This is a genomic window from Rhodococcus sp. BUPNP1 (assembly GCF_002215235.1).
Taxonomy (GTDB): Bacteria; Actinomycetota; Actinomycetes; order Mycobacteriales; family Mycobacteriaceae; genus Rhodococcus.
This window is the reverse complement of record NZ_NERM01000003.1, coordinates 245,504-259,271: the sequence shown is the minus strand read 5'-3', so window position 1 is coordinate 259,271 and position 13,768 is coordinate 245,504. Positions and strand designations below refer to the sequence as shown.

Below are 13,768 nucleotides of genomic sequence, written 5' to 3'. Positions count from 1 at the left end.
TCCTGATGACCAGCGATTCTTGATGACCGAGGAGTTCCGATGACACGGAAGGCCGTGGAGACGGCGATGCAGGTGTGCCCGGTGGAGATCGCCGTGGCGGTCCTCGGGGGCGCGTGGAAGCTCACGATCGTCAAGAACCTGATCGACGGGCCATGTCGGTTCGGCGAGCTGGGCCGGCGTGTCGGTCCCGTCAGCGCGCGAGTGCTCACCCGGCAGCTCCGCGAACTGGAGGCCGACGGAATCGTGTCGCGCACGGTCTTCGCCGAGGTACCGCCACGGGTGGAGTACGAGCTGACCGAGCTCGGCCGGACCCTCGAGCCGGCCGTCGCGTGGCTCGACGACTGGGGTGCGGCCTACAGCAGCAGGCTCACCGAGCGCAGCTGAGTGTCGGGAGAGCGGGGGTCAGATCAACCCCTGCTTACTCGCGGCGTAGACCGCCTCGGCTCGGCGGCTCACCCCGAGTTTGCGCATGATGTTGCTGACGTGGAACTTCACGGTGGTGGCCGAGATGAACAGCTGCTCACCGATCTTCACGTTCGACATGCCGGCGGCGAGAAGCTTCAGCACCTCGAGTTCGCGGCCGGTCAACTGTTCGGCGGGTGCACCCTGCCCGTTGAGCGAACGCACGACCGCCGCGGCACTGCGCGAGTCGAAGGCGCTCTCGCCGCGGGAAACCGCCCGGATGGCGCGCACCAGCTCGGTGGTGTCGACGTCCTTGACGACGTAACCGCGCGCGCCGGCGTGCACGGCCCGCACGACGAGCTGTTCGTCGAGGAAGGTGGTGAGGACGAGCAGGCCGATACCCGGATGCGCCGAGGACAGCCGTCCGCACAATCCCAGTCCCTCGAAGTCCGATCCGGCCGAGAGCTTGAGGTCGAGCAGCACGATGTCGGGGCGCATGCGGTCGACGAGTGCGAGCGCCTCCGCGTCCGTCGAAGCCTCCCCCACCACTTCGAGATCCGGCTCGCGGTCGAGGATCGAGCGGAGTCCCTGGCGGAGGATCGCGTGGTCGTCGACGAGTGCGATGCGCACCGTGCCGGGCCGCGCCCGCGGGGTCGCCTGCGGCGGCGTGACGGTCATGACGGTTCTCCCACCTGTTGAGCTACAGCATTGTCCTGCAACGGAATCCGGGCCGCTATCCGCACACCGCCGAGTCGCGAACGACGCACCTCGAGCGTGCCGCCGAGTTCGCGGGCGCGGGCCTGCATGTTCGCGAGACCGCGGTGGCTCCCGTCGAGGTCGTTGGCGGCCAGCCGCAGCATCACCCGTAGACGCGCGGGGTCGCCGTCGCCGTCGTCGGCCACCGACAGCAGGACCGCGTCGCGTCCGTAACTGAGCCGCAGCACCACGCGACTCGCGTTGGCGTGCACCGCCGCGTTGAACAGCGCTTCGCCGGCGATCCTGAGCAGGGCGTGCTCGGCCTCGCCGCTCAGCTCGACCGGCGTGCCGCCCATCCTCGTCCTGACCTCGAGTTCGCCCGGCATGTGAGCCACGCTGAGCTGTTCGAGCATCTCCGGCAACGACATCCGTTCGGAATCGGACGGCCGGTTCAGCGCGTAGATCGCCGACCGCAACTGCTCGACGGCGCCGCGGGTGAGTTCCTTGGCGAGATCGAGTCGTTCGCTGCGTTCGGTGTCGGGGATGTCGCTGCGGCACACCTCGATCTGCATGCCCGCCGAGAGCACGGCCTGTGTGACACTGTCGTGGAGTTCGCGTGCGATGCGGTGGCGTTCCTCGTCGAGCGCCTGGTTGCGGTGGGCGACGCCCAGCTGCCGCTGCGTGACGGCGAGTTTCTTCAGGGTCGCTTCGAGTTCCTCGTTGCGTGCCTGCAGGTCGGCGGCGGCGCGGTTCGCTTCGCGGTAGGCCTGTTCGGCGCGTTCGAGCAGGAGCTGCCCGCGCTGGTAGAGAGCGGAGTTCTGCAGCGCCACCGCGGTCTGGCTTGCGAGGATCGACAGAACGGCGCGGTCGGTGGTGTCGAGGGCGCGGTGCTCCGGTGTCCACGCGGCGATGGCACCGGCGACTCCCCCGTCGAGGACGATGGGCACGAACGCGTGGTGGTTCTCGACCAGCTCGCGTCGCTCGACGGCTCCGGTGCGCACGGCGTCGAGCAGGGCCACGACCTCGTCGGGCAGGGGCGGTCCCTCGACGTTGTCGACGAGGAAGGGGGTCGCGTCGGGGCCGAGCACGAGCCTGCGCGGTCCGGCATCGGGCAGGACACCGTCGGCGAGAGCGAAGGCCACCCACGTCGCACTCAGGTGTGCGCGGGCGGCCTCGGCAACGGCGCAGATGAGCGTCTCCGGCCCTTCGACCGTGCGCACCAGCGCCCGGGAGATCAGCTCGAGTGCGTGGACGACGCGTTCGAGTCGCTCGGCGGCGCCGCGATATTGCGGATAGAAGGTCGACTTCCCGGAGCGGAGTCCGGTCAGTGCCGACAGGTCGGGAGCACTCACATCGCCGTCCGGAACAACTCGATCATCTGCTCGCGGGTCGCGGTGCGCGGATTCGTCGACATGCACGCGTCGCGCAGGGATCCCTCCGCGAGTCGCGGCAGGTCTTCCTCCCGCACACCGAGTTGGCGCAGTCCGCGCGGCACACCCACCTGACGGGCGAGAGCGTCGATGCGCGCCGCGACGGCCTCGACGGCCTCGGGCGCGGCACCGCGCGCCTCCTCCAGACCGAGGGTCGCGGCGACCTGGACGAACGGCTCGGGGTTATCGGCGCCGTTGAACCGGATGACGTGCGGCAACAGCACGCCGTTGATGACCCCGTGCGGCAGATCCAGCAGCCCGCCGACCTGATGGCTCATCGCGTGGGCGGCGCCGAGAATCGCGTTGGTGAACGCGAGTCCGGCCTCGAGGCTCGCCTGGGCCATGGTGGCGCGAGCGGGCATGTAGGTCGGGTCGTCGATCGTGCGTACGAGCGTGCCGGTGACCATGCCGACCGCCCGCAGTGCGTGATGGTCGGTGAGGGGGTTGTGGGCGCGGGAGACGAACGCCTCGATGCCGTGGGTGAGGGCGTCGAGTCCGGTGGCGGCGTTGAGGTCGGCGGGCATGGTGGTGAGCAGTCGCGGATCGATCACCGTGAGGTCGGGGACGAGCGACCGCCCGATGATGGTGATCTTGCTGCCACGAGCGGTGTCGGTGACCACGCAGAACTGGGAGACGTCGGCTCCTGTCCCGGACGTCGACGGCACCATGACCATGGGCGGAATGGGAAGCGGCGCGCGGTCGACGCCCTCGTAGTCGAGGATGTTGCCGCCGTTGGCGGCGAGGATCGCGACGCCCTTCGCGGCGTCGATCACCGAGCCACCGCCCAGGGCGACGAGGACGTCGCAGCCCCGCGATCGGTACAGCTCGTGACCGGCGGCGACCTCGTGGTCCTTCGGATTGGGGGTGAGCCCGGCCCACACCGTGGCTTCGACACCCTGGTCACGCAGGTATCCGAGGAGTTCGTCGACCCAACCGGCCTCGATAAGCCCCGGATCGGTGACGAGCATGGGGCGGACACCGCCGAGCCGGACGGCGGCGTGGGCCGCTTCGACGAGCGAGCCTTCCCCGAAGACGATCTCGGGGGCGTGGAACTTGACCAGGGCCGGCCCCGAAGCGTGGTGGTCGTCCCGAGGGGTCGCGGAAGCACGGGGATGGGTCGTGTTCTGGTGTCCCGGCATGACGACGGCCACTGTTCACTCCTGACGATCCGCACGATCCGCGCACCTGTGTGATCCAGCTTACGGTGCACGGGTTGTCGGGCGGAGCGGGCACGGGACGCACCGGACCGATGGCGAGGTCGGCACCTATCCGACAGGGTAGGTCACCGAAGCGGGTCGGCGCGCGGCGGATCTCCCCCTACGGCGTGCACCGATACATCGACAGTCCTGCACCGATACGTCGACAGTTCTGCGCCGCTACGTCACTGCCCGCCGGTATCGCCCATCACGGCACCCTCGCGGCGGGGGTCGGCACCACCGACCCATCCCTGCCCCTGACGCAGCAGCGCGCTCAATCCACTGGACTGCGGGGCGACGGACACCTCGTGGCCCATGTCGCGGAGCTGCTGCACGAGCGGATCGTTCGCTCCGTCGTCGGCACCGTCGATCGCCGGATGTTCGCCGCCGACCCCGGTGACGGGGGTGTTCGCGGCGCCGAACGACACGGCCGAGACGGCCTGCTGCGGGTCGAGGCCCCAGTCGAGGGTGTTCACGAGCGTCTTGACGACGAACTGGATGATCACCGAACCGCCCGGCGACCCGACCACCATCCGGATGTCGCCGCGACCACCGTCGGGTGTGCGTTCGAAGACGAGCGTCGGGGCCATCGAGCTGCGCGGCCGCTTGCCGGGTTCGACGCGGTTGGCGACGGGCAGTCCCTCCTCGTCGACCGGTTCGGCCGAGAAATCCGTGAGCTGGTTGTTGAGCAGGAAGCCGTCCGTCATGTGGAACGAGCCGAAGGCCGACTCGATCGTGGTCGTCATGGACGCGACGTTGCCGTAGCTGTCCGCGACCGAGATGTGGCTGGTGCCGTGCTCGGGGCTCTGCGGCGGCATACCGAGCGGGACCGGACCGAAGTCGCCGGGCTGCGCTTCGCCCATGCTCTTGCCGGGATCGATCAACCCTGCACGTTCGGACAGGTAGTCCGGGTTCACCAGGGTCTCCAGTGAGCCGCCCGGCAGGGGGACGAAATCGGCGTCGGCGACGTACTTGTCGCGATCGGCGTAGGCGAGTCGTTCGGCCTCGGAGATCAGGTGCACCGCGTCCGCGTCGGGGACACCGCCGTCGGCGTCGACATCACCCGGCGGCAGCGACGCGAGGTCGAAGTTCTCGAGGATGCCGAGCGTCGCCGCGACCGCCATGCCACCGGAGGACGGATTGGGCATGCCGCAGATCTCGTACTCGCGGTAGGGGGTGCACAGCGGTTGCCGTTCCTTCGCCTGGTAGACGGCGAGATCCTCGAGGCTCATCGTTCCGGGTGTACGCCCGCCGGAATCGGTGCCGGTGGACTCGACGATGCCGGCCGCGATGTCACCGGTGTAGAAGGCGTTCGCGCCGTCGGTGGCGATCGCCGAGAGCGTCTTGGCCATGGCGGGATTCGTGAGGGTCTCACCCGCGGCCTTGGGTGAGCCGTCGGCCTGCAGGAAGTAGGCGCGCGCCTCGTCGTCGACGGCGAGCTGTTCGGCGGAATCGGCGATCGACTGCGCCAGGCGGTCGCTGATCACGATGCCCTGGTCGGCGAGATCGATGGCGGGGCGGAACAACTCGCCCCAAGCGGCGTTCCCGTGTTCCGCGTGGACGGTTTCGAGCATCCGCACGACGCCGGGCACGCCGATCGACCGGCCGCTCGCACGCGCGTCGGGGTGGGGTTCGGTGCGATCGGTGTCGCTGATCCAGCGCAGGTAGTTCTCGGTCGCGGACATCGGTGCCGTCTCGCGGCCGTCGTATGCCGTCACCTCACCGGACGCGGCGTCGTAGTAGACCAGGAACGCTCCACCGCCGATACCCGAGGACTGGGGCTCGACGAGGCCGAGAACCATCTGGGCGGCGACGAGTGCGTCGGCTGCGGTCCCGCCGTCGCGCAGGACCTCACACGCTGCTTCGGTGGAGACGGGATTGGCCGTCGACACGGCGAAGGAGGAGGTGGTCACCGCTGTCATGCCGGCGCGGTAACCGGTCGCGATCTCGGGGTTCGTGGAGATGTCGCGATCCCCGGTCTCCGTCGGCTGCGTGTCGGTGATCGGGGTGCCGTTCGGTTCGGCGGTGCAGGTCGCGGCCGCCGCGGTCTCCTGCACATCGGCGGCACCGTCGGATTCCGTATCGCCGGACGCGGACATACACGCGCCGAGGAGGGTGATCGAGACGGTCGCGGCGAAGGCCGCGCGGACACCGGACCGGACTCTCGAGGGCAGGACCATTCCCCGACCGTAACCGGGCGCGTGAGTGGCCGTAGGGAATTCGACCGCGATCGGCTCGCGTCCGTGCGCCGGACCCCTTGACGCGGCCGTCGCCCAGGGAGCATCCTTTATTCAACCGGATGGTTGATAAACCGGAAGGTTCACAAAGCGGAGGCGATCGTGTACGACGACGAGACGGACGACACCGCACTCGACCTGGCGTTCACCGCACTGGCCGATCCGGTCCGCCGCTGCATCGTCGCCCGGCTCAGCCGGGGCCCGGCCACGGTCACCGAACTCGCGGAACCCTTCGAGATCACCACGCAGGCGATCTCGAAACACATTCGGGTGCTCGAACACGCCGGTCTCGTCACGCGCACGCGCGACGCCCAGCGCCGGCCCGTCCATCTGAACCCTGCACGGCTGGAGATGCTGACCTCCTGGATCGACCGCTACCGGTTGGTGAAGGAGCAGCAGTTCCGCGATCTCGACGCCGTGCTGGCCCGGGAAGCGGCCCCCGATCGTCCACGGGGTGTGTAGCCCACCCCGATCCTCATAGTGTGCACAGCGCACCCCGGTCTCCGGAGGACCATCATGACCAGCAACGCAGTCACCCTCTCGATCCCCGAGGGCGTCCCCTTCATCGACTACGAGCGGGAGTTCGATTTCCCCCTCGAGGACGTCTTCCGCGCCCACAAGGACCCCGATCTCGTCGCGCAGTGGCTCGGCCCGCGCGGCATGGAGATGAAGATCGAGGAGTACGACCTCCGCACCGGCGGTTCGTACCGCTACGAACACTCCGACGACGGCGGCAGCTACCGCTTCGCGGGTGTCTTCCACACCGTGCGCGAGAACGAGCTCATCGTCCAGACCTTCGAATATCTCGGATTCCCGGATGTGGTGAGCCTCGAGACGCTCACCTTCGTCGACCTCGGGAACGGCCGCTGCAAGCTGGTCGGCCATTCCGTGTACCCGAGCCGAGAGGCCCGCGACGGCATGGCGGAATCGGGTATGGAGACCGGCCTGACCGAGGGCTTCGAACGACTCGAGGAGCTGCTGGCCGGGTCCGCGACACGGTGAGCGCCGCTCACCGCAGGGCGTGGCCGAGTTCGGCGGCGCGCGCGAGCAGTTGCACGCCGTCGCGGGCGACGACCACCTCGTCGCACACCTCGGCGTAGTCGGGCATCGCGCAGGTCGCCTGCGTCCAGTACCGCTCGGGCTCGGGCGTGATCCACGCGAGGCGGTGCACGCGGCGACGGAGTTCCTCGAGCCGATCGGTGCGCGGGGGAAGACCGTTGCAGCGCCCGTCCCCCACCACCAGCACCGACGTCCGGCCGTCGATCGATCCGGAGTGCTCGGTGAGGAGTTCGTCGAACATCCGGCCGTAGTCGCTGCTCGCTTCGAGATCGACTGCGGGATGGGCGAGTACGGCGGCCAGAGCACCGTCACCGCCGGCAGCGAGCAACTGTGTCGTCACGTCCACCGGACGATCGACGAAGGCGACCACCCGGCACCGGTGCGCCCGCCCGTGCATCGCCTGGGCGAGCCGGAGCGTGAACGCGGTGATCGGACGGACCGACAACGAGACGTCGGCGAGGACGAGCAGCCGCACCCGATCGGGGCGGGGCGCGCGGACGACGAGCCGGAAGGGCACGCCGTCGGTCCGCATCCCCGCTCGGGCGGTCCTGCGCATGTCGAGCCGTCCGCGGGTCCGCTCACGCGGATGGGGCCGGACCGGTCCGCGCATGCGGCGCAGCACCTCGTGGCATGCGAGCTCGATCTCGGCACGGTCGATACCGGCGGTGTCGTGCGATTCGGGTGCCTCGACGCCTTCGGTCCCCGGCACCGCGGCGGCGAGCGAGGCCACGAATGCCTCGACCGCGTCCACGAGTCGCGCGAGCTGCGAGGCGGAGAGAGGTTCGTCAAGGACCTCTCCCCCGTACGTGCGGTGCGGGTCGTAGGCGTCGAGCCACGCGAGGATCGACGCCGGGTCGTCCCACGACAACGATCCGACGACCGCGGCCCCGGGTTCACCGGACAGATCACCCACCGTCGTGGTCGCGGCGTTCTCGACGTCGACGGTGTAGGTGACGCCGCGACGGCCCGAGTCCGCACCCGTGTCCACCGACAGATCGGCGTCGGACGATGTCATCGACACATCGTCGTCGTCCTTGTGCGGGTTGAATCCCTTGCGGGCCTCCGGGGTGTCGAAGTGGTCGCCGACCTCGGCTGCGCGTTCGTTGTACTCGGCGTAGCGCGCGACACTCGGGTCGTCGCCGATCTCGAGCGCCGCCGGCAGGGACTCCGCGAACTGCGCGCGGGCGGGACCGCCGCCGCTCGCGACGACGGCGGCGTCGACCGCACCGAACAACTCGTCGAAGGCGCGCTCGAAGCCGGCCCTCTCGTGCGGGTACTTCGCGCACACCGCCCGCAAGCACGAGCGCAGCGAATCCCGCTCGCGGACGGGGACCAGGTCGAGCACCCGGCGCACCTCGATGCTCTCGGCCGGTGACGCCGCGACACCGTGGCGTCGCAGGAGCATGCCGAACACCGCCGCCACCACGTCGAGCACGTAGCGGGGGCGACGCTCGTCGAGCGCGGTCACCCGTGTCGCCCGGGGTGTGGACACCCGTCCCACTCGGGATGCGTACATCGCGGGGTCACCCCCGCAGTCCGCTGCCCGCGGCATCGCGACCGCCACCACCGCGTCCCCGGAAGACGGAGGTCGTGGTGTTCGCCGGGCGTGATGCGACCGTCACACGTTCGTGCGACGGGACAGGTTCGGCCGCAATCGCTTCGGACATATCCGGTTCGGACGTCGCGGTTGCCGGTGCCGCACCGCCGAGCCGCGTCTTCGCGAGGTCGACGTCGCCGGTGTACTTGAGCAGCGTCGCCAACAGCACGTCGCGCATGCCGCCCAGCGAATCCGGGTCGTCGGCATCGTGTCCCATCACCGTCGCTGCGCGCGCGGCGTCGATGACCTCCGAGATCGAGGGGCTCTTGCGCAGCGGCAGATCGCGCAGGGTCCGGGACAGATCGACGATCTGGTGGGCCGTTCCCGGGCGCACATCCGGCACCCGGGCGGTGACGATCTCGCGTTCACGTTCGGGTGTCGGGTATCCGACGTGGTAGTGCAGGCAGCGACGCTTGAGCGCGGGCGACAACTCGCGAGTGTCGTTGGAGGTCAGGATCACCCACGGTGTGGACCGCGCCGTGAACGTGCCGACCTCGGGGATCGTCACCTGCCGTTCGGCGAGCACCTCGAGCAACAGTGCCTCCATGGACTCCTCGGTGCGATCCACCTCGTCGACGAGCAGGACCACCGGCTCCTCCGAGAGCACGGCCTCGAGCAGTGGACGGACCGACAGGAAGGTCTCCGAGTACAGGCCGAAGTCCTGCTGCGCGAGGAACTTCGACGCGTCCGCGAGGTCGGCGTGACCGGCGAGCAGTTCGCCGATGCGGTCGCGCAGCATCTGCACGTGCAGCAGCTGTTTGGCGTAGTCCCACTCGTACAGGGCGCGGCTGTCGTCGAGCCCTTCGTAGCACTGCAGCCGCACCAGTTTCCGGTCGCCGACCGCGGCAAGCGCCTTGGCCAGTTCGGTCTTGCCGACCCCGGCGGGGCCTTCGAGCAGCAGTGGCCGCTCGAGTGCGGTGGCGAGGTGCACGACGGTCGCGAACTCGTCGTCGGCGATGTAGTCGTGCCGGCGCAGCGCATCCTTCAACTCGGCGCCCGAGGCGAACGGGGTCATCCGGGGTCTCCTTGTCTGGCGTGGTCGCAGCGGAGCAGGGCGCTCCCGGGGCGCAGGGGACGCCCCGGGAGCACGGGTTCTCAGTAGGACCGGTTGATGCAGTGGTCGACGACCGGGATCATCGAGTCGACCGTGACCTCGCGGGGGTTGCCCGGGGTGCACCAGTCGTCCTGGATGTGCTCGGAGATCGCCCGGACGGTCTTCTCGTCGCCGCGGATCGTGTCTCCGCGACCCGCGTACTTCTTGGTGTTCATCTGGTTCTTCTCGTACGAGTCGGTGCGCACCTGACCGAAGTTGTCGGGGATGCCGACGTCCTTCGCGAGACGGATCGCCGCTTCGACCGCCGCGTCGGCGGCCTGGACGGTGGTCATGTTGCGGGTGTCCACGCCCATCGCGGTGGCGATGCGGGCGTACTGCTCGTAACGGGAGGGCAGGTTGTACTCCCACACGCGGGGCAGCGCGATCGCGTTGTTGAGGCCGTGGTGGCTGTCGAAGAAGGCGGAGACGGCGTGCGAGATGGAGTGCACGATGCCCAGGCCGCCGGAGTTGAAGGCCTGCGCGGCGATGTACTGGGCGTTCATCATGCCTTCGCGGGCCTTGAGGTTGCGCGGCTCGAAGACGGCCTCGCGCAGGTTCTTCGCGACCAGTTCGATCGAGTAGAGCGCGTTGCCCAGCGACGGCGCGAAGTCCAGCCGGGAGACGTACGGCTCGGAGCCGTGGGCGAGGACGTCGAAGCCGCAGTAGGCGGTGAAGTGCTGGGGGCAGCTGTAGTAGAGCAGCGGGTCGTCGATCGCGAGGGTGACGATCGTGGCCTCGTCGAAGCCGACCCACTTGTGCGGGTGGTCCATGTCGGAGGTGTCGGTGATGACGTACGCCCAGGACGTCTCGGAGCCGGTGCCGGCGGTCGTGGAGACGGCGATGTGCGGCGGGTTCTCCTTGTTGGTGGACTTCGCGAAGCCTTCGAACTCGTTGATGTTGCGGCCGTCGTGGGCGATCACGACGCGCGCGCCCTTGGCGGCGTCGTGGCTCGATCCGCCGCCGACGGAGATGATCGAGTCGCACTTCTCCTTCTGGTAGAGCGCCGCGGCCTCCATGACGTTGTAGTCCTTGGGGTTGGACTCGACCTTGTCGTAGAGGACGACCTCGACGCCCTGGTACTCGATCTTGCCGATGAGCTCCTCGATGATCCCCGATCCGCGCAGGCCGGTCGTCATCAGCAGGGCGCGCTTGAAACCGAGGTTCTTCGCCTCGACGCCGAGGATGTCGTGGGCACCGACGCCCATCAGCGCGCGGGGGAAGGGATGGAATTCCTTGATCGGGAAGTCCCAGATCTGATTGAGCTCGATTGCCATGGTGTATCTCCTCGCAGAGGGGGTGTACCGGATCGGGAGTGTGATGTGGACCTCATCCGCGATTCACCATCGACCAGAGTCGCGAGGCGTGAAAGACACAGCGGCCGAAACCGTCCGGTCGCCGCGGGGGCACCGCCCGTTCGGGTAGGGGACCTCCCGCTGACCGGGTGGGCTCCGCACCCGCCCGAGCAGTGCCGGTACCGTTTTCCTCATCCCATGCGCGCTGGTAACCTGAATTAGAACACGTTCTAGATTCGGTCGTGCGCGGCCATCTTTGCAGGAGAGGACGAGACCCACCCATGACGACTGTCGAGGTGCCCCACGGCTCACGCTCGGTGATCCTCACCGTGTCCGCCGTCGTCGAGGAGACCGCCGACACGCGGTCGATCGTGTTCGCCGTCCCGGACGAGCTGCGCGACAAATTCGCCTACCGGCCCGGCCAGTTCCTCACCCTGCGCATCCCGAGCGACCGGACGGGCTCGGTGGCCCGCTGCTACTCGCTCGCGAGCTCGCCGTTCACCGACGACGCCCCCAAGGTCACCGTCAAGCGCACCTCCGACGGCTACGGATCCAACTGGCTGTGCGACAACATCGCGGCCGGACAGACCCTCGAGGTGCTGCCTCCCGCGGGCGTCTTCACCCCGAAGTCGCTCGACCACGACTTCCTGCTGTTCGGCGCCGGCAGCGGCATCACCCCGGTGATCTCGATCCTCAAGTCCGCACTCACCCAGGGCGGCGGCAAGGTCGTGCTGGTCTACGCCAACCGCGACGAGAAGTCCGTCATCTTCGCCGAGGAGTTGCGCGCGCTCGCGGAGAAGTACCCGACGCGCCTGACCGTCGTGCACTGGCTCGAGTCCGTGCAGGGCCTTCCCACGGCCGATCAGCTCGCGGCGATCGCAGCGCCCTACGAGTCGTACGAGGCGTTCATGTGCGGCCCCGGACCGTTCATGGACACGGTCCACCAGGCCCTGAACACCGTGGGCATGCCCCGCGCCCGCGTGCACGCCGAGGTCTTCAACTCGCTGTCGGGCGACCCGTTCGCCGACCAGGCGCCGGTCGAGGTCAGCGACGAGGACGCCGCCGACGCCGCGACCGTCGAGGTCGAGCTCGACGGCGAGGTCCACAAGCTGTCGTGGCCGCGCAAGCAGACCCTCGTCGACATCATGCTCGCGAAGGGCATCGACGTGCCGTATTCGTGCCAGGAGGGCGAATGCGGGTCGTGCGCGTGCACCGTGCTCGAGGGCAAGGTCGAGATGGAGAACTGCGACGTGCTCGACCCCGAGGACATCGAGGCGGGCTACATCCTCGGTTGCCAGGCCCGGCCGGTGACCGACCACCTCAAGATCGAGTTCTGAGCCGGCGGGTTCACGCCCCGCTGCTCGCTCCCTCTGCGGAAGTGCCCGGCCCCTACGAACGTGCGGGGACGGGCACTTCCCGCATCCCGGCGGAGTCGGGCTTCGGCTTGCGCACGAGCACGCCGACCCCGGCCACGAGCGCCAGCACGGCCACGACCACGCCGTAGCCGACGGCGGTGGACATCAGGCCGAACGATCCGGCCGCCACCCCGGCGGCCATCGCGGGCACCGAGAACGCGAAGTAGCAGACGACGAAGGTCGTCGCGAAGATCCGGCCGCGCTCATCGGGTCGGCCGAGCGAGCCGACGACGCCCATGGCCGCGACGAAGGTCGAGCCCCAGCCGAAACCGGCGACGGCGGTACCCGCGTAGTACACCGCGACCCATCCCGTGAGGAGCGCGGTGATCACCGCGGCCAGTCCCGTCGCGAGCAGCACGGCCCCGAGGACCACGATGCGATGCGGGTCGCGGCGGGCCGTGGTGGTCGCCGCGACGGTGCCCGCCGTGAAGAGGGTGCCGATCGCCAGACCCGCGGCGAGACGGTTGTCGATACCGAACACCGAGTCGACGATCGACGGTCCCAGCGACATGTACAGCCCGCCGAGCGCCCACGCCGACATCAGGCTGGGCAGGATGAGCAGATAGCGGCCCCGGACCTCACGGGGTACCGACGCGCTGGGCACCAGGCTCCGCAGGGCGTCGCGTCGCGACGGGAAACCCACCGACGGCGACGTCTCCGGCACGAAGATCAGCGCAATCGCCAGCGCGACGGCGAGAACGCCGACGACCGCATAGCTCAGGACCGTCGGGAACGGCGCGAACTGCACGAGCACGCCCGCTCCCGCCGCGCCGAGCGCGAGGCCGAGTGACGGCGCCGCGGTGTTGATCAGCGGGCCGATGTGTCTGTTCGGCTGCATCTCGATCACGGCGGCGGCCAGCGCGCTCGTCGCCGCGCCCACCGCGAGACCCTGCAGGATCCGCGCGAGAATCAGCCACCCCACGCCAGGGGAGACGATGAAGACCACCATGCTCGCCGCGAGCAACAGCAACGCCGTCACGATCACGGGTCTGCGCCCCACGTGGTCGGACAGCGACCCCACCGTCACGAGCGCCGCAAGCAGTGCGAGCACGTAGACCGCGAACACCACCGTGAGCATTGCCGCGGAGAATCCCCACATCTGCTGATAGACGGGATACAGCGGTGACGGTGCCGACGACGACGCGGTGAGGGTGAACGCTCCCAGGCCGACCACGGCGAAACCGAACGAGCGGATACGGCCGCGGGGCTGTACGGGAGCAGTCATCGAACCTCCAGAAGGTGATCGGCGCGTTCCACGCGAGAGACGAACGGCGTGTCCCCGCGCGAATTGGTGAACACCCCTTCACCAACATACTTCGCTCGACGAAGTATTCCTCCGGCCATCCACCCG

12 protein-coding genes are annotated in these 13,768 nt (G+C 69.1%); 4 read left to right on the top strand and 8 right to left on the bottom strand.

The features are described 5' to 3' along the window. Window positions 1-39 precede the first annotated feature (39 nt). Window positions 40-384: a helix-turn-helix domain-containing protein gene (locus B9C99_RS04820; protein WP_088897102.1), complete on the top strand. Its 345-nt coding sequence runs from the start codon at window positions 40-42 to the stop codon at window positions 382-384. An 18-nt stretch (window positions 385-402) separates the two neighbouring features. Here the strand turns inward: B9C99_RS04820 and B9C99_RS04815 are convergent, their stop codons facing one another. The 4 genes from B9C99_RS04815 to ggt form a co-directional block, all read right to left on the bottom strand. Beyond that, the gene (locus B9C99_RS04815) at window positions 403-1,080 is read right to left on the bottom strand and encodes a response regulator transcription factor (protein WP_016690913.1); all 678 of its coding nucleotides are present in this window, start codon (window positions 1,078-1,080) and stop codon (window positions 403-405) included. Further along, window positions 1,077-2,450 carry a GAF domain-containing sensor histidine kinase gene (locus B9C99_RS04810; protein WP_016690912.1) on the bottom strand — a complete coding sequence of 458 codons (1,374 nt, stop codon included), beginning with the start codon at window positions 2,448-2,450 and terminating at the stop codon, window positions 1,077-1,079. The genes B9C99_RS04815 and B9C99_RS04810 overlap by 4 nt, the downstream gene beginning before the upstream one ends. Beyond that, window positions 2,447-3,679 carry an iron-containing alcohol dehydrogenase gene (locus B9C99_RS04805; RefSeq protein WP_016690911.1) on the bottom strand — a complete coding sequence of 411 codons (1,233 nt, stop codon included), beginning with the start codon at window positions 3,677-3,679 and terminating at the stop codon, window positions 2,447-2,449. The genes B9C99_RS04810 and B9C99_RS04805 overlap by 4 nt, the downstream gene beginning before the upstream one ends. A 230-nt stretch (window positions 3,680-3,909) precedes the next feature. Then, the gene (gene ggt, locus B9C99_RS04800; RefSeq protein WP_088897101.1) at window positions 3,910-5,904 is read right to left on the bottom strand and encodes a gamma-glutamyltransferase; all 1,995 of its coding nucleotides are present in this window, start codon (window positions 5,902-5,904) and stop codon (window positions 3,910-3,912) included. Window positions 5,905-6,063: 159 nt separating this feature from the next. Between ggt and B9C99_RS04795 the strand changes: the two genes are divergently transcribed. Both B9C99_RS04795 and B9C99_RS04790 read left to right on the top strand, forming a co-directional pair. Further along, entirely contained in the window at window positions 6,064-6,423 is a 360-nt protein-coding gene (locus B9C99_RS04795; protein ID WP_016690909.1) for a helix-turn-helix transcriptional regulator, read from the top strand. A 54-nt stretch (window positions 6,424-6,477) separates the two neighbouring features. Then, on the top strand, window positions 6,478-6,963 hold the full coding sequence (locus B9C99_RS04790) for an SRPBCC family protein (RefSeq protein ID WP_088897100.1): 486 nt from the start codon (window positions 6,478-6,480) through the stop codon (window positions 6,961-6,963). Window positions 6,964-6,970: 7 nt separating this feature from the next. Here the strand turns inward: B9C99_RS04790 and B9C99_RS04785 are convergent, their stop codons facing one another. The 3 genes from B9C99_RS04785 to mdo all read right to left on the bottom strand — a co-directional run bounded on the left by B9C99_RS04785 (window position 6,971) and on the right by mdo (window position 10,984). Then, window positions 6,971-8,425 carry a VWA domain-containing protein gene (locus B9C99_RS04785; protein ID WP_237451197.1) on the bottom strand — a complete coding sequence of 485 codons (1,455 nt, stop codon included), beginning with the start codon at window positions 8,423-8,425 and terminating at the stop codon, window positions 6,971-6,973. A gap of 118 nt (window positions 8,426-8,543) precedes the next feature. Further along, a complete protein-coding gene (locus B9C99_RS04780) occupies window positions 8,544-9,632 on the bottom strand; it encodes a MoxR family ATPase (protein ID WP_088897099.1) in 1,089 nt (362 codons plus the stop codon). Between the two features lie 80 nt (window positions 9,633-9,712). Beyond that, on the bottom strand, window positions 9,713-10,984 hold the full coding sequence (mdo, locus tag B9C99_RS04775) for an NDMA-dependent methanol dehydrogenase (protein ID WP_016690905.1): 1,272 nt from the start codon (window positions 10,982-10,984) through the stop codon (window positions 9,713-9,715). 299 nt (window positions 10,985-11,283) lie between these two features. On the opposite strand from mdo, the gene B9C99_RS04770 reads away from it, so the two are divergent. Then, window positions 11,284-12,339 (top strand): ferredoxin--NADP reductase, encoded by a 1,056-nt coding sequence (locus tag B9C99_RS04770; protein ID WP_059383283.1) that lies wholly within the window; start codon window positions 11,284-11,286, stop codon window positions 12,337-12,339. 52 nt (window positions 12,340-12,391) lie between these two features. On the opposite strand, the gene B9C99_RS04765 is transcribed toward B9C99_RS04770, so the two are convergent. Continuing rightward, on the bottom strand, window positions 12,392-13,642 hold the full coding sequence (locus tag B9C99_RS04765; RefSeq protein WP_088897098.1) for an MFS transporter: 1,251 nt from the start codon (window positions 13,640-13,642) through the stop codon (window positions 12,392-12,394). Window positions 13,643-13,768: the final 126 nt, after the last annotated feature.